Annotated in this window: 23 protein-coding genes; 1 reads left to right on the top strand and 22 read right to left on the bottom strand. The window is 37.6% G+C overall.

The window, feature by feature from the left end:
* Window positions 1–139 precede the first annotated feature (139 nt).
* From rpsI to CYP43_RS08800, 4 genes are all read right to left on the bottom strand, one after another.
* The gene (gene rpsI / locus CYP43_RS08815) at window positions 140–529 is read right to left on the bottom strand and encodes a 30S ribosomal protein S9 (protein WP_021084780.1); all 390 of its coding nucleotides are present in this window, start codon (window positions 527–529) and stop codon (window positions 140–142) included.
* Between the two features lie 2 nt (window positions 530–531).
* On the bottom strand, window positions 532–960 hold the full coding sequence (gene rplM, locus CYP43_RS08810) for a 50S ribosomal protein L13 (RefSeq protein WP_002939292.1): 429 nt from the start codon (window positions 958–960) through the stop codon (window positions 532–534).
* An 80-nt stretch (window positions 961–1,040) separates the two neighbouring features.
* Window positions 1,041–3,860 (bottom strand): RecB-like helicase, encoded by a 2,820-nt coding sequence (locus CYP43_RS08805; protein ID WP_103583301.1) that lies wholly within the window; start codon window positions 3,858–3,860, stop codon window positions 1,041–1,043.
* Window positions 3,857–6,202, bottom strand: coding sequence for a PD-(D/E)XK nuclease family protein (locus CYP43_RS08800; protein WP_103583300.1), 2,346 nt, complete (start codon window positions 6,200–6,202; stop codon window positions 3,857–3,859). Before CYP43_RS08800 ends, CYP43_RS08805 begins: the two co-directional genes overlap by 4 nt.
* Before the next feature lie 150 nt (window positions 6,203–6,352).
* Between CYP43_RS08800 and CYP43_RS08795 the strand changes: the two genes are divergently transcribed.
* Window positions 6,353–6,940: a flavin reductase gene (locus CYP43_RS08795; RefSeq protein ID WP_103583299.1), complete on the top strand. Its 588-nt coding sequence runs from the start codon at window positions 6,353–6,355 to the stop codon at window positions 6,938–6,940.
* A 122-nt stretch (window positions 6,941–7,062) separates the two neighbouring features.
* Here the strand turns inward: CYP43_RS08795 and CYP43_RS08790 are convergent, their stop codons facing one another.
* The 18 genes from CYP43_RS08790 to fabZ form a co-directional block, all read right to left on the bottom strand.
* Window positions 7,063–7,533 carry a FixH family protein gene (locus CYP43_RS08790; RefSeq protein WP_103583298.1) on the bottom strand — a complete coding sequence of 157 codons (471 nt, stop codon included), beginning with the start codon at window positions 7,531–7,533 and terminating at the stop codon, window positions 7,063–7,065.
* Entirely contained in the window at window positions 7,526–8,095 is a 570-nt protein-coding gene (locus CYP43_RS08785; protein WP_103583297.1) for a hypothetical protein, read from the bottom strand. The genes CYP43_RS08790 and CYP43_RS08785 overlap by 8 nt, the downstream gene beginning before the upstream one ends.
* Before the next feature lie 106 nt (window positions 8,096–8,201).
* Window positions 8,202–8,414 carry a DUF4006 family protein gene (locus tag CYP43_RS08780; RefSeq protein WP_021090794.1) on the bottom strand — a complete coding sequence of 71 codons (213 nt, stop codon included), beginning with the start codon at window positions 8,412–8,414 and terminating at the stop codon, window positions 8,202–8,204.
* Window positions 8,414–9,277, bottom strand: coding sequence for a cbb3-type cytochrome c oxidase N-terminal domain-containing protein (locus tag CYP43_RS08775; RefSeq protein ID WP_103583296.1), 864 nt, complete (start codon window positions 9,275–9,277; stop codon window positions 8,414–8,416). The genes CYP43_RS08780 and CYP43_RS08775 overlap by 1 nt, the downstream gene beginning before the upstream one ends.
* On the bottom strand, window positions 9,265–9,474 hold the full coding sequence (locus CYP43_RS08770) for a cytochrome c oxidase, cbb3-type, CcoQ subunit (protein WP_021090915.1): 210 nt from the start codon (window positions 9,472–9,474) through the stop codon (window positions 9,265–9,267). Before CYP43_RS08770 ends, CYP43_RS08775 begins: the two co-directional genes overlap by 13 nt.
* 9 nt (window positions 9,475–9,483) lie before the next feature.
* The gene (ccoO, locus tag CYP43_RS08765) at window positions 9,484–10,149 is read right to left on the bottom strand and encodes a cytochrome-c oxidase, cbb3-type subunit II (RefSeq protein ID WP_103583295.1); all 666 of its coding nucleotides are present in this window, start codon (window positions 10,147–10,149) and stop codon (window positions 9,484–9,486) included.
* Entirely contained in the window at window positions 10,149–11,636 is a 1,488-nt protein-coding gene (gene ccoN, locus CYP43_RS08760) for a cytochrome-c oxidase, cbb3-type subunit I (protein WP_035167282.1), read from the bottom strand. The genes ccoO and ccoN overlap by 1 nt, the downstream gene beginning before the upstream one ends.
* A 92-nt stretch (window positions 11,637–11,728) precedes the next feature.
* Window positions 11,729–12,412 carry a response regulator transcription factor gene (locus CYP43_RS08755; protein ID WP_021090989.1) on the bottom strand — a complete coding sequence of 228 codons (684 nt, stop codon included), beginning with the start codon at window positions 12,410–12,412 and terminating at the stop codon, window positions 11,729–11,731.
* A gap of 81 nt (window positions 12,413–12,493) precedes the next feature.
* Window positions 12,494–13,159: a sulfite exporter TauE/SafE family protein gene (locus tag CYP43_RS08750; RefSeq protein ID WP_258032194.1), complete on the bottom strand. Its 666-nt coding sequence runs from the start codon at window positions 13,157–13,159 to the stop codon at window positions 12,494–12,496.
* 1 nt (window position 13,160) lies between these two features.
* Window positions 13,161–14,279: a glutamine-hydrolyzing carbamoyl-phosphate synthase small subunit gene (gene carA, locus CYP43_RS08745; RefSeq protein ID WP_103583294.1), complete on the bottom strand. Its 1,119-nt coding sequence runs from the start codon at window positions 14,277–14,279 to the stop codon at window positions 13,161–13,163.
* Window positions 14,279–14,830 carry a DUF507 family protein gene (locus CYP43_RS08740; protein ID WP_087578297.1) on the bottom strand — a complete coding sequence of 184 codons (552 nt, stop codon included), beginning with the start codon at window positions 14,828–14,830 and terminating at the stop codon, window positions 14,279–14,281. Before CYP43_RS08740 ends, carA begins: the two co-directional genes overlap by 1 nt.
* Window positions 14,831–14,879: 49 nt before the next feature.
* Window positions 14,880–15,320, bottom strand: coding sequence for an isoleucyl-tRNA synthetase (locus CYP43_RS08735; protein ID WP_085657831.1), 441 nt, complete (start codon window positions 15,318–15,320; stop codon window positions 14,880–14,882).
* A gap of 163 nt (window positions 15,321–15,483) precedes the next feature.
* Complete coding sequence (carB, locus tag CYP43_RS08730) at window positions 15,484–18,744, bottom strand: carbamoyl-phosphate synthase large subunit (protein ID WP_103583293.1); 3,261 nt, start codon at window positions 18,742–18,744, stop codon at window positions 15,484–15,486.
* Window positions 18,744–19,499, bottom strand: coding sequence for a rod shape-determining protein MreC (mreC, locus tag CYP43_RS08725; protein WP_084109149.1), 756 nt, complete (start codon window positions 19,497–19,499; stop codon window positions 18,744–18,746). Before mreC ends, carB begins: the two co-directional genes overlap by 1 nt.
* Window positions 19,489–20,526: a rod shape-determining protein gene (locus tag CYP43_RS08720; RefSeq protein ID WP_021090637.1), complete on the bottom strand. Its 1,038-nt coding sequence runs from the start codon at window positions 20,524–20,526 to the stop codon at window positions 19,489–19,491. The genes mreC and CYP43_RS08720 overlap by 11 nt, the downstream gene beginning before the upstream one ends.
* A gap of 9 nt (window positions 20,527–20,535) precedes the next feature.
* Window positions 20,536–21,768 (bottom strand): ATP-dependent Clp protease ATP-binding subunit ClpX, encoded by a 1,233-nt coding sequence (gene clpX / locus CYP43_RS08715; RefSeq protein ID WP_021090629.1) that lies wholly within the window; start codon window positions 21,766–21,768, stop codon window positions 20,536–20,538.
* Window positions 21,768–22,556: an acyl-ACP--UDP-N-acetylglucosamine O-acyltransferase gene (gene lpxA / locus CYP43_RS08710; RefSeq protein WP_084041622.1), complete on the bottom strand. Its 789-nt coding sequence runs from the start codon at window positions 22,554–22,556 to the stop codon at window positions 21,768–21,770. Before lpxA ends, clpX begins: the two co-directional genes overlap by 1 nt.
* A 20-nt stretch (window positions 22,557–22,576) precedes the next feature.
* A complete protein-coding gene (gene fabZ / locus CYP43_RS08705; RefSeq protein ID WP_021091063.1) occupies window positions 22,577–23,023 on the bottom strand; it encodes a 3-hydroxyacyl-ACP dehydratase FabZ in 447 nt (148 codons plus the stop codon).
* Window positions 23,024–23,074 lie beyond the last annotated feature (51 nt).

The raw sequence follows: 23,074 nt of genomic DNA, 5'->3' as shown, positions 1-23,074 counted from the left end.
TCTTAGGATTTATTTTAAAGTGGTTACATTTTAACTGAATAAAATTTAACCGACTCTAAATCATAATTTAATTAATAATGTAAATTTGAAATTTACACAACTTAAATTTTGCAAATGCAAAAGCACTTGCAAAAATTCATTAACGTTTAGAGAATTGTGGGCTTCTTCTTGCCTTTCTTCTACCAAATTTCTTACGTTCAACAACACGAGAATCTCTAGTTAACAAGCCTTTTGGTTTAAGTGCTGCTCTAAAATCAGCATCCATATCAGCTAAAGCACGTGAAATACCGTGTCTTAAAGCCTCGGCTTGTGCTGAATAACCACCACCTAAAGTTGTAGCTACTACATCTATTAAACTCTCTTGTTTAGTAACTAGAAGTGGCTGAATTACTTTAAGCTTTATAGCTTCATGTCCACCAAGCCAAGTATTAAGATCCATACCATTTACTACGATTTTACCGCTTCCAGCTTTTATCCAAACCTTTGCTACGGCAGTTTTTCTTTTACCAGTTGCATAAACTTTTGCCATAATTATTTTCCTTCTTTTTTAGCTATTTGTGCCGTATGAGGATGCTCACTGCCAGCATAAACTTTTAGTTTTTTTATCATCTCTCTTCCAAGTTTAGTTTTTGGAAGCATTCCACGAACAGCTAATTTAAATAGTTTTTCTGGCTTATTTGCTATCAAATCGCCAAATTTCTCGCTCTTTACGCTACCAAAATATCCTGAGTGTCTGTGATAAAGTTTATCTTCAGCTTTGTTATTACCAGTAAATTCTACTTTTGAAGCATTTATGATGATAACATAGTCGCCACAATCTACGTTTGGCGTGAAGCATGGTTTGTTTTTGCCACGAAGTATAGTTGCTACCTCAGTTAGCAATCTACCAAAACGTTTACCAGCTGCATCAACAACGATCCAGTCTCGTTTAACTTCGTTTGGCTTTGTTATTTTTGTCATTTTCTTACCTTTGCCAAGTTAATTTTTGAGTTGTGATTGTATTTAAACAATGCTTTTATAAAGCTTAAATTAAGTAGCATTTAAACTTCAATATATGAAATTTTTCCACCAAGAGCGTAGAAGATGACGGCGATTATACTATGCTTTGGATAAAATTTACTTAATGCCTCTTTGTATTCTCCAACTTGTTTTTTATTTTCCTCAATATTTTTATCTGTCGTTTTATAGTCAATCACGCAAATTTCACGCTCATTAAAGCAAAAAAGGTCCATCTGTTTTAGCTCATTTTTCACTTTAAACGGCTGCTCTTTGTAAATTTCTTTGCCTTTTATGCACTCTATAAATTTTGGCTCTCTTATAAGCATTTTTGCCCTAGAAAAGGCATCCTCAAGTGCTTCAAGTGGCAAAAATTTATGAAATTTATTTAGCATCAAATTTTTAGCTTTTTCTAGTGAAATTTCATCAAATTTCTCGCTCATCTCAAGCAGATAGTGAAACGCCAGACCAAAATATATCGCGCTTAAATTTTTACCACTCGTCTTTTGCTCTTTTACCTCAACCTCTTGCCTCTCTATCCTTAAAATTTCAGGCATTTTTTCATCTTTTTTTAGCTCTTTTTGCTCAGTTTTACTAGGTAAAATTTTGCCAAAGCTAAACTCTTTTAGATCAAGATAGTCATTTGCTTCGCTCTTGTCACTTCTTGTGTAAAACGAGAAAAAGCTTGGGCTTGTTCCGCTTGGTACGGCTTGTTTGATGATGATGAGCGACTTTGTTGCCCTTGTGAAAGCGACGTAAATTTTATTGATATTTTCTTGCTTTTCAAGCTCTTTCATCTGCTCTAAAACACTTGCATAGTCGCTATCAAAATTTTCTCTACCTGAAATTTTACTCTTTACGATCCACTCGCCCTTTTCGCTGTATTCGGTGATGAAATTTGAGTCATCGCCCCTGCCCTTGCCCATCATGTCGCAAACTATGACGTGAGCAAACTCAAGCCCCTTCGACTTATGCACGGTCATCACTCTCACGCCGTCGCTGCTTTTTGGGCTGATTTTAGAGCTAAAGTTTTCAAGGTTAAATATAAAATCACTTAAATTTTTATACCCCGCGCTTAGCTCAAATAGCCTCAAGATATCAACATCAGCCATGCTTATGCCTAAATTTTTAGCTAGGTAAAATAGGCTATTTGTAGCGCTCACTTCTGGCTTTATATTTAGTTTTTTGACATTTGTATTTACTAGCGCTTTTACATTTTTCTCATAAATTTCTTCTTTAAATAGACAAAATTTTGCATATTCGATGATCGCAGCGACAAGTGGCGTTCTTTTTAGCTCCAAAGTGCCTTCATTGACGCTTTTTATCCCTGCGCTACTAAGCACTTCTGAGATGAGGCTAATGTCGCTATTTTTCCAGCAAAGCACGGTTATATCGCTTGCATTTACGCCAGCTTTTAAAAGGTCACTTGCTTGCGAAACGACCGCACCTGCGATATCTTCATCACTTAGCACACGCAAGTAGCCGTAGTCGTCCTTCTCTACTTCAAAATAGTCGCACTCACCACTTACCTCATAGCTTAGCGTCTCATCTTTTTTAGCTGGCTCTTGTGGCTCAAAGCTAAGCCCATATCTATGATAAATTTCTTCAAAAACGGCGTTATTAAATTTCACCAAAGCCTTTAAACTGCGGTAGTTGCTTGGCAAATTTTCTATATCTATCTGACTAAAATCATCTCCTAGCTTGTCAAAAAGCTCCTTTTTACCACCTCTAAATTTATAGATGCTCTGCTTCGTGTCGCCCACGTAAAAGAAGCTTCCAAGCCCGTTTTGTCCGTATCCGGAGACGATTTCAGCGATGAGCGGCAAGATGATCTCGTACTGGATCACGTTTGTATCTTGAAACTCATCGACTAAGAGGTGATTTATCCTGCCATCGAGCCTAAAATAAAGCGCCTCTTTGTCTAAGCTTTGCACCAAAAGCTTAAAAACCAGCTTGTTTATATCAGCAAAGCTTAGCGCATTTATCTCTTTGTTTAGCTCCAAATTTGACGCCTTATAAAGCTTTAATAGCTTGCTAAAGCCACTTAGCCTATACTTTTCGACCTCTAAAATGTAGTTTTTTGCTGCCTCTTTTAGCTCAAAAAAGAGCCTATCAAGCTCACTTGTGTAAATTTTGCTAAAAGTGCGGTAATCTAGGCTCTCTCTTTCAAAGACCTTGTTTTTAAAAAGCTCAAACAAACTTTGCTCACTAAATGTCTTTTTGGCCGTATCACTAGCACCATTTTGCAAGGCTATATACTCATTTATCGCCCTTTGCGCCGCCCTTACCTTACTATCATCTGGATAGCCTGCACCACTATCTTTTAGCTCACCGCCAAAACTCTCATAAAATTTAGCCAAAGTCTGTGAGAAACTCGCCTCTTTTTGGCTTGAGATGATCATCATGAGTGCAAGCTCACTAAGAAGCTTTTGATCTTTGCTTGCCTCTTTTACAAATTTCTTCCACGCCAGATCTTGCAGACTATCTTGCACACTGTAATCAGGACTAAGCCCTAAATTTTGACTAAATTTCTTTAGGATTCCAGAGAAAAATGCATCAAATGTATAAATTTTTAGCTCACTTTGCAAAAACCTATCAAGCTTCTCATCGCGTCTTTTTATGACCTCATCTTGGCTCAAACTAAGCTCTTTGCAAAGCTTATCAAGCTCGTCTTTTTTGTTTTGCAAGTCCAAAAAAGTTGCGATTATGCGCTCTTTCATCTCATTGGCCGCTTTTTTGGTAAAGGTTAGAGCGATGATCTCGTTTATATTTTCGCCTCTAAGCACCAAAGCGATATAACGAACGCTTAAAGCGAATGTTTTCCCGCTTCCAGCACTTGCTTTTAGGGCTAAAAAATCTTTCATAACTCTCTCCTACAAAGTATGGCATACTCGCAAAATTTACAAGCTCCGCTCTTTCTTTCAAAATTTATCTTAGTGTTATTTATACTCTTTAGATTTTCTATCTCGGCCTTTAGATCATCTACACTTTTTTTCGAGCTGATAAGCACAGGTTCATTTTTTAGAGCAAAGTAAGCACTTTTTACCTCGCTACCGTAAAGTGCTTCATAAAATGCAAGCTGAAGTGAGTTCGCATTTGTCTCACCAGTTTTATAATCAAGTATAAAAGGCTCACCATCAGGGCTAGCATCGATCCTATCGATAATGCCTTTTATCTTTACATCACAAAAATCGCTCTCTATATCTTTTTCACACTCAAGCACTCTAAAGCCAGCACTTAAACGTTCATTTTCAAACTCTGCATATTCTTTAAATTTCTGCGACCAAATCTCAAGCTCAAGCGAAGAAAAATCTTGCTTTGCAAGTATTTCTTTAAAAATAGCCAAATCAAAGGTATTTTTTTGTCTATAAAAATCACTTGTGTAGTATTCATAAAGCGCCTTATGCACGCTATTTCCTTGCTTAGATCCTGGCTCAGTTGCTATGGCTTTTGCTCCTTTTATACCAGCTATCTTTGCGTAATAATACTTTCTTGGGCAAGTTAGAAATAAATTTAGTGTAGAAAATGATAGCGGTTTAGTGAAAAAATCATGCTCCAAAATGATCTCATCATCGCTTAAATTTAGGCTTGTACTTCCTTTTAAAAATAATTTTAAGTACGCCTCGTCACTAAATTTCTCGTCTTTTATTGTTTTGAAATTTTTTAAAAATCTTGAAGGAATACTCTCTTCATTTAAAATACAGCTTATGGCGACCTTTTTGGCATTGTTTATAAGACTTTCATAGTAAAATCTCTGCAAATTTTCACGCTCAAGGTAGCTTATAAGCCCAGCTTTTTGCCTTACTTTTGAGTTTAAAAACATCTCATTTGTGCTTCTTGCTGGGATGAAGTTATCATTAAAATCAACTATGATCACACCATCAAATTTCATTCCACGGCTCTCTAGCATGCCCACGACACTGATCTTTCCACCGCCCACATCATCGATGCTAAGGCATGATATATTTAGCAAAAAAATTTCACTTAACTGCTTTAAGCTAAAGCTAAAATACCTACATAAATTCTCAACCCTAAAAAGCTCAAGCGCAAGCTTCTCTTCGCATCTTGGCTCATTTTCAAGCATTAAAAGCTCATCTATTAGCTCTTTAAATTTAGCAAAATCGCAAAGATCAAAATAGCTTGATTTAAATTTATTAAAAAGCTCTTCACTTACGCCAAGCGTGCTCAAGATAAAGCCAAGCTCCTCGTAGCTCTCACACTTGCTTTGATCAAAAACCGGTCTTGCCTCTTCGTTTATCGCTCTTGTAATGTAAAAAAGTGTCTCATAAAATTTTGTATTTTTAAAGCTCTCGCCCATAGCATAGTTAAAAATTTTATTGCTATCATGCAACCTTAAAATTTCACTAAAACTCTCATCTGGCAATATAACAGCGATGTTTTCAGGCTTTATTCCATCACGCACAAACTCGCTCGCCTTTGCTATAGCGTAGGCACATTGCAGGCTTCTAGTGGCAAATCGCTTCTCTAAGACTGGCTCAAATTTTTTGATATTTTCTAAGCAAATTAGCTCATTTGTCTTTAAATTTAGCTCATATTTTTTGTAATTTTCAATCTCACTAATAGCTGAAATTTGCTTTATTTTATTGATTAGCTTTGTGTTGAAAACACTGGTTTGAAAGATAATTTTTAGCGTAGTTAGCTTTGAGATTTTCTCTAAAATTTCCCACTCGAACTCACTTAAAATTCCATCTATGTGCAGTGAAATTTCACTAAAGCTTTTGATGTAAGCTTCATTTATGTTATAAATTTTTGGCAAGGTTATATCATCGTAGAGATTTTCTTGACCAAGCAAGCTCTCATACTCTTTTAAAACCGCTTCAAGTATATTTAAATGCTCATCAAAATTAGCGTAAATATCGTTAAATTTGATCTCTTTAATGCTCTTTTTGCTGATAGCTAGCTCTTTAAAAAACGAAAAAAGATAGTCATTATTTTTTAAAAATTCAAAAAACTCAGTTGGAATTTTAAGAACCGAGTTTGCCTTTTTGACACTGGCACAGGCTCTATTCATAAGCACTAAAGCATAGGTGCTATCAATCTCAAACCTACCATCTACATAAACTACCTTTTTATAAAACTCAGCAATGCTTAGGCTTTTTGGGATTAACTCATCATTAAAACTTGCATTAAACTCACGAATCTTACGCGAGTTCGTAAAGACAAAAAGTTGGTTTAGGTTATACATTTTTCTCTCTTAAATTTTTAAGCAATGATAGCTAAATGCTTATAAAAGAGCGCTTTTTACGCTTAGGTAAAGCTTTAAATTTTTATCTAAATACATTAAAATTTTAAGCCTTAAAGAGCCAAAAGCTACAATCACAAAAAAGGAGCAAAAATGCATAAAGAGTTAAACAGACAAGGTTTTTACTACGGCTTTCCGGTTTTGCTAGCCACCACAAAAGATAAAAACGCAAACGATGATATCACGGTGCTTTCATCTTCTTGGACGTTAGGAAATACAGTGGTGCTTGGCATAGGCATTGAAAATCAAGGCTTTAAAAATATCAAAAATGGTTCAGATATCACGCTAAATTTATGTGATGAAAGCCTGCTAGAAGCTGTGCAAAAAATGGAAAAACTAACTGGTGATAGTGAAGTACCAGAAGAAAAAAAGAATCTTGGCTACATCTACGAGCACGACAAATTTAAGGCAGCAAATCTCAGCAAAGAGCCTGGCATAAATGCAAAAACCGTCAGGATAAAAGAGTGTAAGATACAGATAGAAACGGTTGTAGAAAAGATAGAGTTAAAAGAGTGGTTTAGCATCGTTACTTGCAAGATTACATGCATTTTTGTAGATGAAAATTTACTAAAAGATGAAAAGATAGATACGCAAAAATGGCATCCATTAATCTATAAATTTAAAGAATATGTCGGCACTTGCGAGCGTTTGGGATTAAATTTTGGATTTAAAGAGATTTGATTTATAGTTTTATTTGATAAAAACTTAGTATTTTGGTTTTAAATTTAGCCAAAAGATTAGTTTATTAAAATTTAAGCCCAGCTTTGAAATCTTTTCCATATACCAAAGCTGCGATTTTAAGATCATTTTGTGACATTAAGATCAAATTTATAATACCTTGTATCATTAGTGTCACTTAGCCTTAAAAGTAGTTGCCATCTACCTTCTTTTAGACTTGTTTCTTCGCTTACTAGATCATTTTCTTGCCATGAAGCTCTTAAAATTTTATTTTCTTTATTTGTCTGTGGGCGAGTGAGTAAAATTTCATATTTTAAAGCTGAGACTTCTCCTTTTTGGGGAGTTAGATGAAATTTAAACTTAGCATTTAGGGCATTAAAATCTGGCTCAAATTTTAGATCAAATTTCTCATCAAAGCGTTTTTCACTCTCTTTGATAAAGGTTATGTTTTCATCGACATTTTGGTAGCTTTGCATATAGGAGCTATCCATCTCAACTGGATGTTTCAGTGCTATGATGATCGTTACTGCACAAGCGATAATGATAGCAATGAAGCTAAGCACAATAGCATAAGGCCAAAAGGTTTTTTTATCCATTTTTTACCTTTTTATAAAAGACAACAATTATAAAAAATGCAACCAAACCATAGATGAAAAATCTTAAAAAATTTAATGTAGTTTTATTTGAATTTCCAACACTACTTTCAAGCTGAAAATTTAATCTAGATGCGATTTGTTCGGCAATATCAGCGTAGCCATTTAATATAGCAGCGTTATAGACATCTTTGCCATTTTTAGAAACCAAAATAGGAATTATCGTTCCTGACTCTGGATTTACACTTAAAATTTGTTCTTTATTAAAAAGCTTTGAAGTATTAGCATCGGCAAAAATTTCTACTTTCTTTTTATCTTTTATAAGCAGTAAAAAAGCATAAGGCAAGCTAAGATTTTGCTCTTTAAAAAGAGCTTCTAGCTCGCCATCTTTATATATGCCAACTACTAAATTTATACCGCTTTTTGCATAAAGCTCACTGCCGATCTCATTTAGCTTTACACTTACTTTTTGGCTTAAAATTTCATCATTATTTATCACAAAATTTGCTCCCAAAGCCAAACTTTGCGAGAGCAAAAATATAAAAATGAGTATAAATTTTCTCACACCTAGCCTACAAAAAGGTGGTTTGATGTTAGCACTGACCACGCACAAATAGCTCCTGCAACAACTATCAGCAAGATTATGGCTTTTTCTATTATGCCTAGCATCACTACTCCTTTATAATGACGTGTTTAGCGTTATCAACGCTCTTCATCTCAATGCTACTTGCATCTTTTAATGAGTAAGGCTTGGTTGCTACATCTTTTTGCAAGCCAATACCAATATAAGTAAGTACGCCAAGGATAGATAGCAAAAGCAAAACTGCCACCAAATAACCACTAATACCATTTAAAGCAAAGATGTTTCTATTTTTATTTTCCATTATTCGCCCTTTGATAGCGATATGACATATTCGCCAACTGCTTTTTGTTGTATCTCGTTTAGCCTGCCATCATTAAATTTAGGCATAACACCAATGTTGCCGTTTTTACCACGATTTAGTACATCTACTATAAACTCACTTGAGCCATATTTACTAAGGTCAGCCGACATACCATCCATGCCTTTGCCATCATCTCCGTGACAAGCTGCACAAGCTGCGTAAAGCTCTTTTCCCATAGCTACTAAATTTTCATTTTTTGTACTTTTTATAGCACTTATCTCTTTTGCAACATAAGCTGCGATAGCCTTTGCTCCATCAGCATCAGCTAGCCCTGCTGGCATCTCACCCATAGGATAATCAAGCCCCTTTGAGCCATTTAGTATCGTATCAATTATTCCTTGTTCGCTACCCCAAATTTGTAAATTTGCAGCTTTACCACCAATGCCATCGCCTGTGATGCCATGACATGCTGAGCATTGCACCAAAAATACGCTCTCTCCCATAGCATGAAGCGTTTCTTTGCTTGGGTTTGCATAATCTTTTTCAAATTTAGCATTTGCCTCTTTTACCTCTTTATTATATTCACCGATTTGTGAGTAAGAATTTAGTGGATAACCAAGTAAGTAATACCAGATCGCCCAAACAAGAGTTAGTAAAAAAACTACCGCCCAACCAAATGGAACTGGATTTTTATACTCGCCTATTCCGTCCCAGTTGTGCTCACTAAGCTCTACGCTTTCATCTTTTTTAACTTTCATTTGACCAACATACTTGCCAGCTACAACGACAGTTAGTACGATAATTAAGATGGCACCTATTAACGCAAGTAAATTTATATTATCTTCTAAATTTAGCCATTGCATACGCTCTCCTTTGTAGCCTTTTGCTCTAAAATTTTACTTCCGATCTCATCATCTAGGGCTAATCTTGAATACTTCTCATAATTTCTTCTACCTTGCTTTTCGCTTTTGTAAAGATGAAAAAAATAAGCGTACAAAGTGATAGCTAAAAATGCTGTCAAAATAAAATAGCCATAAGCTTGAAGTTCTCTAATATCCATTACTAACTCCTATTTTAGGCTATTTAGATAGGCGATAAGTGCCACGATCTGGCGAATTTCACCTTTTGCAAAAGCACTTTTTACTTGCTCATCTTTCATATTTTCAACGATACTTGCAGCCTGCTCTTTCACGTTAGCATTTGCTTGCTCAAAAGTGCCAAGAGCTGGCATATCTTTCTCATCATAAGGCGTATTAAAGACCTTTTTAACAGTTAGTGCTTCAGCGTAAGCAGTCTCTATGTCAGCATTTTTCTTAAATAAAAATGGATATGCCGGCATGATCGAGCCTGGCACAACAGAGGCTGGGTTTAACATATGATTTTCATGCCAATCTGTCGTTCTATAATTACCCACACGCATAAGATCTGGGCCCGTTCTTTTTGAACCCCAAAGATGAGGACGATCATAAGCAAATTCACCACTTAGCGAGTACATGCCGTATCTATCAGTCTCTGCTTTAAACGGACGTATCATCTGTGAGTGACAAGTATTGCAACCATTTTGTATATATATATTTTTTCCAGCAAGCTCTAAAACCGTATAAGGCTTTGTGCCCTCGAGTGGTCTAGCTCTATTTGCAAAGTCGGGTAAAATTTCTACCATACCAGCATAAGCTATGACGATAAAGACGCAAACTGCAAAAAAGAATGGATTTTTTTCTAACCAAGCAAACATCACATCACCTCCGCATTGGCTTTAGCACCGCCCATAGGCGTTGCACTTTTTGGCTCTGCCAAAATAGCTTTAGCAGAAGTTGATTTGTAGATATTGTAAGCAAACATCAAAAAGCCAATCAAATACAAAAGTCCGCCAATAGCTCTAATGTAATAATAAGGTATAAGCACTACAACAGTATCAATAAATGAGTAGAGTAAATTTCCATAGCTATCAGTCGCTCTCCACATCATACCTTGCGTAATACCAGCAATCCACATCGAAGCAAAGTATAAAACAATACCTGTTGTTTGTATCCAAAATTGAGCTTCCATTAAGGATTTTGAATAAATTTCACGCTTAAAGACACGTGGCGTCATGTGATAAAGTGCTGCCATAGTCATAAAACCAACCCAGCCAAGTGCGCCATCATGTACGTGTCCTGGCACCCAGTCAGTATAGTGAGCTAGTGCATTTACAGATTTAATAGCTAAGATAGGGCCTTCAAGAGTTGAAAACATATAAAAAGTTGAAGCTAGAATCATAAATTTAATAAGCGGGCTCTCGCGAAGTTGTGTCCATTCGCCTTTCATTGTAAGAAGCATATTAATAGCTGAACCCCAAGAAGGTAAAATCAAAACAATAGAAAAAACCGAACCCATAGTCTGCATCCAATCAGGCACAGCAGTATATATTAGGTGGTGACCGCCAGCCCAAAGATATATAAACATAAGGCCCCAGAATGAAAATAACGAAAGCTTATAAGAAAATATTGGCTGACCGCTCTCTTTTGGTAAGAAATAATAAATTTGAGCGATGATCGCTACCGTAAACACAAATGCAACTGCGTTGTGACCGTACCACCACTGAACCAAAGCATCATTTGAGCCAGCATACATCGAAACTGAGTGTAGCCATGAGCCATATCCGCTGACTAGTCTTGTTGGAATTTCCATGTTATTAAATAGATAAAGCATAGCAACACCAAGAAATGTAGCAATGTAATACCAAACTGAGATGTAAAGTGTCTTCTCACGGCGTATACCAATAAGTCCAAATATACTTACGCCCCAAAGCACCCAGACTACTACTACTGCGATATCTAGTGGCCACTCAAGCTCGGCATACTCCTTAGATGTACTCTCGCCCATAAAAAGTGTCACAACAGCTAGAATCATAACAAGTATATAAAGCCAAAAATGAAGCTTACCAATGAACATCAAAAACGGAGATTCGCTCATTGATACTTTTAGAACACGCTGTCCTATGTAATACCAAGTGGCAAATATACCAGAGAGCATAAAACCAAAAATGATACCGTTAGTATGAAGAGGACGCAATCTACCAAATGCCGAATACTCACCAGCTATATAGTTTAGATCAGGACAGGCAAGCTGAAAAGCCACCAAAACACCAATAGCCATGCCAACAATACCAAAAAATATCGTGGAAAACATAAAGAGTTTTGCCACACTATAATCATAATGTAGCAACTGGGATGGTCGCATAAATTTTCCTCCTAGTTAAATTTATATTAATTTTCGGTTATTTTAGAGTAGAAAAACTATAAAAAGACTTAATTAATATAAATTATCTTTTACTAAGAGAGTCTTCTATCTATTTTGTAACCAAGTCCAGGAACATTTTTTATAAAATTACTACCGACTTTATCTCTAACACGTTTAACAAAGGTCCTAATAGCAGCCTCTGTCACACTCTCGCCAACCCAAACAACATTTTTTATTTCATCATGAAGCACAAGCGTACCAAGTCTTTTTATGAGTAAAGATATAAATGCAAGCTCTTTTTTTGTAAGAGAAATTTCAACACCATCTCTGATAAGCACACGTTTTATTTTATTAAAACTATATCCATTTGTAACCTGAATAATATTTGCTGTTTCTATCTTATTTTTAGCGACATTTTCTAACGTAACTAAAAAATCATCAAGATCAATCGGCTTTAAAACGTATTTATCAATACCAACATCTATCGCTTTTAGAAGTGTTTCTTTTTCACTATTTGTACTAAAAACTATAATAGGTGTATCTTTTGAAATTTCTTTAATGCTTTTAGCCATATCAAGACCATTCATTATAGGCATAAAAACATCTGTTATAACCATATTTGGATTATATTTTTTAAATTTCTTAAGTCCTTCATCGCCATTTTGAGCAGTGATAACTTTTTCGAATTTATCTCGCATAACTTCTTGTACTATTTTTTTACCATCTCCCTCATTTTCAACGATAAGAACGGTTAGATTATTAAGAATCTTGCTCATTTATTCTTCCTTTTTGGTTATATTTATCAAACTTTATAAATTTTGACACAATTAACAATTATCTCTCTTACTTTAACTATCTTAGGCATTTGCTCTATATCCTAAAAATGATAGATAAATTCCATTTATTATCATTATGCTAGCTGAGATCTTAAACATTATGTCTTTAAATTTTTCATTTAAAATCCCAAATACAAAGCTAGCTAAAAGCATGGCTGGCAATGTACAAAGACCAAATACAAGCATTATAAAAGCTGAATCAATAAAATTTGCACTTAAAATCCCAAGTGCCAAAAAATAATAAACCACACCACAAGGCAAAAAGCCATTTAAAAAACCAAGTAATAAAAAATTTGCTAAATTTTTCTTTTGAATCCTTGTTTTTGCAATTCTTACTACAAAATTAAGCGCCTTTTGATTCTCTACAAATTTTAAAAGCTCACCCCTAAAAAGCAAGGCAATACCAATAAACGCGATCATTAGGCCAACTATGAAAAATATCACGCCTCTTGCTTGCATGTTAAAGCTAATAACAGCTCCAAAGGCGCTAAATAAAGCTCCTAAAACTACATAAGCAAAAATTCTAGATAGACTATAAAGCGTACTTAGCATTAAAATTTCTATTTTATTCTTACCTTTAAAAAATAGAGTCTGTAAGCTCAAAAATCCGCTGCACATACCTACACAATGACTAAAGCTACTTAAAAATGCAACTGAGACAATCATGTAAAGGTTTATGTTTTGCATCTTATAAAATTTCTAAAAACTGCTTAAATATATATTTACTCTCGCTTGGACCACCACTTGCTTCTGGGTGGTGCTGGACCGAAAAGATCGGATAGTCTTTGTATCTCACACCCTCGATCGTGTTGTCAAATAAATTTCTATGAGTCACAACAGCTACTTCTGCGATACTCTCAGGTACGTTGTAATTGTGATTTTGTGTTGTTATCTCGATCGCTTTTGTCTCTAAATTTAGCACTGGGTGATTTGCTCCGTGCTGACCAAATTTAAGCTTATATGTCTCGTATCCAAAGGCGTTTGAGAGTAATTGATGTCCAAGGCAAATGCCAAATATAGGTATCCTAGCCTCAATCATCTTTTTAATCTCGCCTATTTCGGCCTTTAAATTTTTTGGCTCACCAGGACCATTTGATAAAAATACCCCATTTATCTCGCCATTTTTAAATTTTTCTATCAAAATTTCAGCCTTAGTGTCGTGTGGCACGACGATGACTTCAAGACCAGTTTCACATAGCTCGTTTAAGATATTTCTCTTTACGCCAAAGTCAAAAACAGCTATCTTTTTGCCAATACTTTTTAGCGGATTATATGACTTTAAATTTCTATCCCAAGCGCCTTTTTTGTGCTCATATTCATCCATCGCACTAACTGTTTTTACGTAGTTTATATTTTCGATACGCCCACTACTTTCAAGCCTGCGTTTTAGCTCGTCTTTATCACTTATTTGCGTTGAGATATAAGCCATCAAGGCACCTTCATCGCGTAGCATCTTTGTGAGGTATCTAGTATCAACGTCATAAACGCCAAATTTACCTTGCTCTTCGAAAAATTTTCCCAAAGATTTTTGCGAGCGGTAGTTTGATGGAATTTCATTGTAGCTTCTCATTATAACGCCACTTGCATGAATCCTAAGACTCTCCATATCGTCTTCATTTATACCTACTATGCCTATTTCTGGCATCGTAAAGACGATAAACTGACCAGCATAGCTTGGATCGCTCATGATCTCTTCGTAGCCAGTCATCGAGGTATTAAAAACGAGCTCGCCAGCACATTCACCGTGAGCCCCAAAAGCTTTTGCTTCTAAAAAAACACCATTTTCAATATAAATGTAAGCTTTCATTAAAGCATGCCTCTTTTTTTAAGCTCATCTTGATACAAACGCTCAAAGACAAGATCATATTCATCAGTTCCTGGGATTAGCTTATGTTTATAATTTTGTATCATTTCATAAACATCATCTTCTATCTTCTCATAGCTTTTTAAGTACTCATCTATTGAGTTATAAATCACATTTTTTACGCGATTTTCAGATACATTATAATCAACAAGACCGCTCTTCCAAATAGTTTCAAGCACTTTGTGAGCAATATTGCTAAATCTATCTTCATGGGTTAAAATTACATCAAATTCACCTGCGAGCTTCTTTTTAACGAGCCAAAACATATTTTTGCGGTCAATTTGCATAGTTTGCATCTCGTCTTCATTTTTCTCCAAAAGCTCATTTACTCGCTCATCTAAAGCTCTTTCTTTTTGAATATCGACTGTTAAAATTTCACTTGTTTTTGCTACGATTGGCTCAATGCCTTTATTTAGTCTTACGAAACCACAATTTAGAAGATCTATTGCTATTTTATGTGAAATATACGGAACGTGTGGGAGTTTTAAACGCATTTTAAACCTTTAAATTTTTATGCCATTTTAACTAAATAAAGGTAAAACTTTACTTTGAAATTTTAACGACTTTATTATTATCGCTTCTTAAAAAATAAATTTCTCTTCGTCCATCATAAAGTATCTTTCCATCAGTCTTTTGCTCATTTTCTAAATTTGATGAGATATCTAAGGATAGCGATTTGCTCATAAAATAATTCTCTCCTAAAGTGCGTCCAAAGTCAGGATACCAACTAAAAGCACAAACTATCAGCAAAACTAAATAAAAAGCTCTAAAAATTTTTCTAAAAGGCGCGTAAAAAAAGCAATACCCAAATATAAAAAATACAGGCAAAAGCCATAAGAAAGGCACGTTATCAACAAAAATAACATTAAAATACTCGCTTATGCCATAGTAAGAAAAGTAGTTGTTGTAAATTCCAACAAATAGCGTAAAAATAGGAGCAAGGACAAATATAATACCCGTAAAAAAAGCATTTAAAATTTTCATAATCTCTCCTTTTGAGTGAGATTATATTAAACATAAGCTTTAATATTACTAGATTGATGAAAGCTAGACTAAAATTCAAAGCAAAATGCCATACATAGACATCTACTGCTTCCAGCAATACTTTAAAAACAGTTTAGCTATAAGCTAAACTGCCTTAAATTTATTATTTTTTAGATAAATACTCTTGCAAGCTTTTTACTTCAAGTGCTTTGCCAGTTTGAACTGAGCTTAGCGACTTAGCGGCAGCGAGTGCTGCACGGATCGTTGTAAAATATGGAATTTTAAATCTAAGCACATTTTGGCGGATCTTTTTGCCATCATCCACGCTTGATTTTGTATCGCTTGTGTTAATAACAAGTGCGATATCGCCGTTTTTAAGCCTATCTTCGACGTTTGGTCTGCCCTCGCTTATCTTATAGACAAACTCAGCCTCAACGCCAGCTTCGCTTAAAATTTTATGCGTGCCGCCAGTTGCGATGATGCTAAAGCCAAGCGCTATTAGCTCTCTTGCAAGATCAGGCGCGTAAGATTTATCAGCGTCAGCTAGCGTTAAAAATACCCTGCCTTTGCTTGGCAAAGTGTTGCTTGCAGCGATCTGGCTCTTTGCAAATGAGCTTGCAAAATCGTGGCTTATACCCATGACCTCACCCGTACTCTTCATCTCAGGACCAAGGATGAGATCGGCGCCGCTTAGCTTATTAAACGGCAACACGCACTCTTTTACGCAAATATGCGAGCTAACACGAGGTTTTAGGATATCGCCATCTTCATAAACAACCTTGTAATCATCATAAAATTTAAGAGCCTCACGTAAATTTCCCTGCCACATAACTCTTGTCGCTACCTTTGCCATAGGCACGCCAGTAGCCTTGCTCACAAACGGCACGGTCCTGCTTGCGCGAGGATTTACCTCGATCATATAAAGCTCGTTTTCATAGATAGCAAACTGGATATTCATAAGACCGACAACGCCTAAATTTAGAGCGATATCTCTGGTTTGCTTCTCCACTTTTTTTATCATTTCTGCACTTAAACTCATCGGTGGCAATATGCAAGCTGAGTCACCAGAGTGAATTCCGGCCTCCTCGATGTGCTCCATTATCGCGCCTATATAGACCTCTTTGCCGTCACATATCGCGTCTACGTCGAGCTCTTTTGCATCTTGTAAAAATTTATCAAGTAGCACTGGCGAGTGGTTGCTAACCTTTACCGCCTCGCTCATATACTCTTTTAGCTCGCTCTCGTTATGCACCCTTCTCATCGCCCTGCCACCAAGGACGTAGCTTGGGCGAACAAGCACTGGATAGCCAATAGTCGCGGCCTTTTGCAAAGCTTCTTCTAGGCTAGTGGCGGTGTCATTTTTAGGTTGAAGGACGCCTATTTTATTTATAAATTCGCTAAATTTCTTTCTATCCTCGGCCACGTCGATCACTCTTGCGGTTGTGCCGATGATCTTAGCGCCGATCACGCTTAGGCGTTTTGCAAATTTAAGCGGAGTTTGGCCGCCAAAATGCACGATCACGCCGTCTGGCTTTTCACGCTCGATGACTGATCTAACGTGCTCAAAATCGATCGGCTCAAAATACAAAATATCGCTCGTGTCGTAGTCGGTTGAGACGGTTTCTGGGTTGCAGTTATACATTATCGTTTTTATGCCAAGGTCTCTTAGGGCGTAGCTTGCATGCACGCAGCAGTAGTCAAACTCTATGCCCTGGCCGATCCTGTTTGGACCGCCGCCTATTATCATCACCTTTTTAGCGTCTTTTGCAAGCTCTTTTTTAGGAAATTTAGTGATATTTGTAGATGAGTAGAGATATGGCGTTAGTGCCTTAAACTCGCCTGCACAAGTATCGACCTCGTTGTATTCAAGCTCGATGCCAAGCTTCTGCCTAGCAAAGTATATATCATTTTGGCTAAGCTCAAGATCGTCTTTTTCATTTATAAGCACAGCTATCATCTTGTCTGAAAAGCCCATGCTTTTGGCCTCTCGTAGCAGCTCTTCGTTGTTTAAGATATCCATGTCGATCTTATCTTCAAATTTAACTATCTCATAAATTTGCTCTAAAAACCAAGGATCGATCTTGCTAAGCTCATGTACCTCGGCCACGCTAAAGCCATTTCTAAAAGCTTGCGCTAGATATAAAATTCTCTGCTCATTTGCATTTCTGATGCCATAAATCAAAGCGTTTTTCTCTAGGCTAAGACTGTTAAATCCGCAAAGATCGCGCTCTAGACTGCAAAGCGCCTTTTGGATACTCTCTTTAAATGTCCTGCCAATGGCCATAACCTCGCCAACTGACTTCATCGCAGTGCCTAGATATGGGTTTGATCCTGGAAATTTCTCAAATGTAAAACGTGGAATTTTTGTCACTATGTAGTCAATCACCGGCTCAAAGCTAGCAGGTGTGCCTGTGATGTCATTTTTGATCTCATCTAAGCTAAAACCAACTGCAAGCAGTGTGGCTACCTTTGCGATCGGATATCCAGTGGCTTTACTGGCAAGTGCAGAGCTTCGGCTAACGCGTGGGTTCATCTCGATAACGATCATGCGGCCTGTTTTTGGATCTATAGCAAACTGCACGTTGCTGCCGCCCGTATCAACGCCGATCTCGCGAAGTATGGCAAAGCTAGCGTCACGCATAGCTTGATACTCTTTATCTGTGAGCGTGAGTGCTGGTGCAACCGTGATGCTATCGCCTGTATGCACGCCCATTGGGTCGAAATTTTCGATCGAGCAGACGATGATGCAGTTGTCATTTCTATCTCTAATGACCTCCATCTCGTACTCTTTCCAGCCAAGCAAGCTCTCTTCTATCAAAATTTCATGTATTGGGCTTGCGTCAAGGCCGGTGTTGGCTAGCTCTTTAAACTCATCCATATTATAAGCCACGCCGCTTCCTGCACCACCAAGCGTATAGCTAGCTCTTATGATGAGCGGAAAGCCTATCTCATTTGCTGCATTTAGCGCGTCGTCCATGTTATAAGCATATCTACTCTCAGGCAGATCCATGCCGATCTTTTGCATGGTAGCCTTAAAAATTTGTCTATCTTCGCCCTTTTTTATCGCTTCTGGGTTTGCACCAAGAAATTTTACGTCCTTTAAAAGACCACTCTCAAAGACCTCCATAGCAGCATTTAGCGCTACTTGTCCGCCCATCGTTGGCAAAATCGCGTCAATATTTTCTTTTTCGATGATCTTTAAAATGCTATCTTTTGTGATCGGCTCTATATACGTTGCATCGGCAAAATTTGGGTCAGTCATGATGGTGGCTGGGTTTGAGTTGATAAGCACTACGCGGTATCTAAGCTCTTTTAGCGTCTTGGCTGCTTGTGTGCCTGAGTAGTCAAATTCGCAGGCTTGACCGATGACGATAGGGCCTGAGCCGATTAGCAAAATGGTATTTATATCTGTTCTTTTTGGCATCATTTTTCCTTTGTTACAACGTATAGGTAGTTTGGTATGTTTAGCTTTGCATAGGGCTCAACTATCACGCTTTGATAGGAGCTCTCTTTTAAAATTTTACTCACGCGCCCTACTGGCACCCCACTAAAAAATATCCCGTCAAGCCCGCTCGTAAAGACCTCGTCGCCCTCTTTTGGGCTGAGCCATTGTGGGATAAATTTCACCATTATTTGGCCTTGATTTCCATGCGCGACGCCTGGAATTTTGTCATTTCCTATATAAACTGCAAATATACTTTTTGGGTCATTTTGCAAGTAAGCTAGTGGCTTACCATCTTTTGCGATGACGATGCCAGCACTATTTCCTTGATAGATGAGCCCATAAATTTTATTTGGGTCGTATCCTTCAAACTCGCTTATCCAAATTTTATTATAATCCCCGATATGAACGTAGCTAAGCCCTTTTACTAGCTTCACGGCTGGGGCGTAGGCAGTCGAGTTTTTATCTTTTAAAATTTGATTTAGCTCGTTTGCAAAAGTAGAAAGAAGTGTGGCTGAGCGCTCTAGCTCTTCATTTTGCGCTCTTAGTTTTTCTATCTCGCTAGCCTGCCTAAAATATTCGTTTATATAGTCTTTCACACTTTTAGCAAAATTGTCGTATGAATTTGTAGCATAGTTACTAAACCCAATAGAAAGATTACTTAAAATTTCTCCCTTGAAAACTGAGGCCGTAGCAAGCAATGCTATAAAAACAAAAAGAACAATCTTACTCTTCATTTGTCAGCTGTTGTAAAAGCCCAATCTCTTCAAGTGCCTTGCCCGTTCCTCTAGCAACCGCAAGGAGTGGCTCATCTGCTACAAAAACTGGAAGTTTAACGATATCAGATAAAAATTTATCAAGTCCTCTAATAAGCGCTCCGCCGCCAGTTAGTACGATACCAGTCTCCACGATATCGCCAGCAAGATCAGGTGGCATCATCTCAAGCACAGTTTTAAGCGCATCTGCGATCTCTTTTAGTGGTTCTCTCATCGCCTCTCTTACATCTTCGCTTGTTAGCTCGACTCTACTCAAAAGACCACTTACCTGGTCGCGACCTTTTACTACTACGCTTAACTCTTTTTCAAGCTGTACAGCAGAACCTACGGCAATCTTTATCTCCTCGCCAGTTCGCTCGCCTATTAGTAAGTTATATTTCTCTTTTATGTAATTAACAATACTAATATCAATCTTATCGCCAGCTGTGCGGATTGATTTTGAAATAACTAGGCCGCCAAGCGAGACAACACCTATCTCGGTCGTACCGCCACCGATATCAACTACTAGATTGCCTTGTGGCTCACGAACTGGTAAATTTGCACCGATTGCTGCTGCCATTGGCTCTTCGATCAAAAATACTTCTCTTGCTCCAGCACTTAAAGCACTTTCTCTAACAGCTTTTCTTTCGACCTGGGTTAGCCCATAAGGAACTGAGATGATGATCCTTGGGCGTAGAAAGCTTTTTCTTTTGTGAGTCTTTTCTATAAAATAGCGTATCATACGCTCAGTCATATCAAAATCCGCAATAACGCCATCTCTCATCGGCCTTATCGCCTCGATATCGCCTGGAGTTTTTCCTACCATCTCTTTTGCAGCATGTCCGACCGCTAAAATTTTTTGTTTGCCATATTTCTCACGCCTTACTGCAACAACAGAAGGCTCGTTTATTATTATGCCTTTATCCTTTACCAAAACAAGTGTATTTGCCGTACCGAGATCTATGCCCATATCACTTGAGAAAAAACCTATAACCTGATCTAAAAACATCTATTTCCTTTACGCTATTTTCTTATCGTGCTTTATTAAAATTGGCTTTGCCTTATCTTTTACAGTCTCTTTTGAGATAACAATATCATACTCTTTTAACTCTGGTAGCTCATACATTATGTCTGTCATAAGCTCTTCCATTATGCTTCTAAGCCCTCTAGCTCCGGTTTTTCTCTCAATAGCCAGACTTGCTATCTCTTCAAGTGCCTCATCATCAAATTTAAGCGTAGCACCGTCAATCGCACAAAGCTTTTGGTATTGTTTTAATATCGCATTTTTTGGCTCGGTTAAAATTTTAACCATATCTTCTTTTGTTATCTCATTTAGAGTAGCTACCACGTGAAGTCTGCCAATAAGCTCTGGGATGAGGCCATATCTTACAAGATCGTCTGGCTCAAGTAGGCTTAGTAAATTTTCTTTTTCGTTTTTGCCACGTTTTTCTTGATTAAATCCAAGTACGTTTTTACCAACTCTTCTCTCGATAATATCAAGAAGTCCGTCAAATGCACCGCCACAAACAAATAAAATATTTGTCGTATCTATCTGGATGAAGTCTTGGTTTGGATGCTTTCTGCCACCTTTTGGTGGGATGTTCACGACGCTTCCTTCGATGATCTTTAAAAGCGCTTGCTGTACGCCTTCGCCTGAAACGTCTCTTGTAATACTTCTATTTTCACTCATTCTAGCGATCTTATCGATCTCATCTACAAAGACAATGCCCTGCTCCGCCTTTTTAACATCGCCATTTGCAGCTTGCAAGAGCCTTGTTAGGATATTTTCAACATCCTCACCGACATATCCAGCCTCAGTTAGGCTTGTGGCGTCACAAATTGCGATAGGCACATCAAGAAATCTCGCTAAAGTCTGAGCCATCAACGTCTTTCCGCTTCCAGTTGGGCCAACAAGTAAGATGTTTGATTTTGAAATTTCAGTATCGTCTTTAATGTCGCTTTGTTTAAAAATTCTCTTATAGTGGTTATATACGCCGACGCTAAAGACCTTTTTAGCTCTATCTTGACCGATCACGTAGTTATCAAGTACCGCTTTTAACTCCTTTGGTGTGAGCTTTTGATACTCTATCGTTTCGTCATTTTTACTCTCTTCTACGCTAGTATCTCCATGTATCATATCGTATGCAGCAGCGATACAATACTCGCATATATAGGCGTTCCCTTCGATATCAGCGAGTAATCTTCTCTCAGCAGACTCAGCCTCGCCACAAAAATTACACTTTCTAGCCATTAATCTCTTCCTTTTGCAAGCGGAATTCCTCTTGTCGTTTCTAATATAAATTTACACATTTTTTTAACATTTTCATCGCTGGTTTTTGCGATTAGTTCGTTTGCTTGATCTTTTAGGCTAATGCCTTGATTAAACAAAAATTTATAAGCGCGAACAAGCTCTTCAACCTGCTCTTTGTCAAATCTACGCCTAATGCCAACTAAATTTAAGCTTCTTATATAAGCTCTGTTGCCCTCAGCTAGGCAAAATGGCACTACATCTTGGCTAAGCGCGCTTGCACCTGCAATCATGCAGCTTTCCCCTACTCTAACAAACTGATGAATTGGCGTAAGACCGCCCACAACAGCATAATCACCAAGCTCGACGTGACCTGCCAGGGTTGCGTTATTTGCCAAAATGACGTTACTGCCTATTATGCAGTCGTGTGCAATGTGAGAATATGCCATTATAAAAGCATTATCACCGATCCTTGTTATACCATCGCCTTTGTGCGTGCCTGAGTTTATCGTGCAAAACTCACGTATAGTTGCGTGCTCGCCGATAATGACGCCGGTATCAATCTCATCTTTATAGCTGATATCTTGCGGGATATCGCCCACGATCGCATAGCTAAATACACGAGAGTTATCGCCGATTTTAGTCTTGCCAAGCACCCTTGCGCCTTGCTTTATCGTGACGTTGTTGCCAAGGACCGCATCTTTACTTACAAATGCATAAGCCTCGATATTTGCGTCATCTCCAATGATCGCTCCATCTTCTATAACGGCTGTTTGGTGGATATTTTTCATTGTCTCTCTTTTTTTAAAGCCTATTTATCTACTATCATCGCTTTTAGTTCAGCCTCGGCGCAAAGTGCGTCATCTACATATGCCTTGCCTTCAAGCACCCAAATATTTCCCTTATGCTTTAGCACATTTAGTCTATACTCTAGTCTATCTCCAGGGCGAACAGGATGGCGAAATTTTGCTCCGTCTATGCTCATAAAATAAACCACTTTATTCTCGATACCAGCCTGATGCTCGTCGCTCATACTCTTAAACGCTAGCACGCCACCAGCTTGTGCCATGCCTTCAATGATCATCACGCCAGGATAGATCGGGTGACCTGGGAAGTGCCCCTGAAATATCGGCTCACCAATGGTTACATTTTTATAAGCGACGATATTCTTAGCTGGCTCTAGCTCGACAACTCTATCGATAAGCAAAAATGGAAATCTATGTGGGAGAATTTTTTGAATTTCTACGACGTCTATCACGTTTTAGCCTTAGTAATGTAAATTTGTGGCGATTGTAACAAATTTATACTA

It is taken from the genome of Campylobacter concisus (assembly GCF_002913045.1).
In the GTDB taxonomy this organism is placed as follows: domain Bacteria; phylum Campylobacterota; class Campylobacteria; order Campylobacterales; family Campylobacteraceae; genus Campylobacter_A; species Campylobacter_A concisus_AP.
This window is presented reverse-complemented; position numbering and strand designations above follow the sequence as displayed.

Coding starts and splice junctions, on each gene's coding strand:
- rpsI (WP_021084780.1), bottom strand. CDS start 529: ATGGCAAAAGTTTATGCAACTGGTAAAAGAAAAACTGCCGTAGCAAAG.
- rplM (WP_002939292.1), bottom strand. CDS start 960: ATGACAAAAATAACAAAGCCAAACGAAGTTAAACGAGACTGGATCGTT.
- CYP43_RS08805 (WP_103583301.1), bottom strand. CDS start 3,860: ATGAAAGATTTTTTAGCCCTAAAAGCAAGTGCTGGAAGCGGGAAAACA.
- CYP43_RS08800 (WP_103583300.1), bottom strand. CDS start 6,202: ATGTATAACCTAAACCAACTTTTTGTCTTTACGAACTCGCGTAAGATT.
- CYP43_RS08795 (WP_103583299.1), top strand. CDS start 6,353: ATGCATAAAGAGTTAAACAGACAAGGTTTTTACTACGGCTTTCCGGTT.
- CYP43_RS08790 (WP_103583298.1), bottom strand. CDS start 7,533: ATGGATAAAAAAACCTTTTGGCCTTATGCTATTGTGCTTAGCTTCATT.
- CYP43_RS08780 (WP_021090794.1), bottom strand. CDS start 8,414: ATGGAAAATAAAAATAGAAACATCTTTGCTTTAAATGGTATTAGTGGT.
- CYP43_RS08775 (WP_103583296.1), bottom strand. CDS start 9,277: ATGCAATGGCTAAATTTAGAAGATAATATAAATTTACTTGCGTTAATA.
- CYP43_RS08770 (WP_021090915.1), bottom strand. CDS start 9,474: ATGGATATTAGAGAACTTCAAGCTTATGGCTATTTTATTTTGACAGCA.
- ccoO (WP_103583295.1), bottom strand. CDS start 10,149: ATGTTTGCTTGGTTAGAAAAAAATCCATTCTTTTTTGCAGTTTGCGTC.
- ccoN (WP_035167282.1), bottom strand. CDS start 11,636: ATGCGACCATCCCAGTTGCTACATTATGATTATAGTGTGGCAAAACTC.
- CYP43_RS08755 (WP_021090989.1), bottom strand. CDS start 12,412: ATGAGCAAGATTCTTAATAATCTAACCGTTCTTATCGTTGAAAATGAG.
- CYP43_RS08750 (WP_258032194.1), bottom strand. CDS start 13,159: ATGCAAAACATAAACCTTTACATGATTGTCTCAGTTGCATTTTTAAGT.
- carA (WP_103583294.1), bottom strand. CDS start 14,279: ATGAAAGCTTACATTTATATTGAAAATGGTGTTTTTTTAGAAGCAAAA.
- CYP43_RS08740 (WP_087578297.1), bottom strand. CDS start 14,830: ATGCGTTTAAAACTCCCACACGTTCCGTATATTTCACATAAAATAGCA.
- CYP43_RS08735 (WP_085657831.1), bottom strand. CDS start 15,320: ATGAAAATTTTAAATGCTTTTTTTACGGGTATTATATTTGTCCTTGCT.
- carB (WP_103583293.1), bottom strand. CDS start 18,744: ATGCCAAAAAGAACAGATATAAATACCATTTTGCTAATCGGCTCAGGC.
- mreC (WP_084109149.1), bottom strand. CDS start 19,499: ATGAAGAGTAAGATTGTTCTTTTTGTTTTTATAGCATTGCTTGCTACG.
- CYP43_RS08720 (WP_021090637.1), bottom strand. CDS start 20,526: ATGTTTTTAGATCAGGTTATAGGTTTTTTCTCAAGTGATATGGGCATA.
- clpX (WP_021090629.1), bottom strand. CDS start 21,768: ATGGCTAGAAAGTGTAATTTTTGTGGCGAGGCTGAGTCTGCTGAGAGA.
- lpxA (WP_084041622.1), bottom strand. CDS start 22,556: ATGAAAAATATCCACCAAACAGCCGTTATAGAAGATGGAGCGATCATT.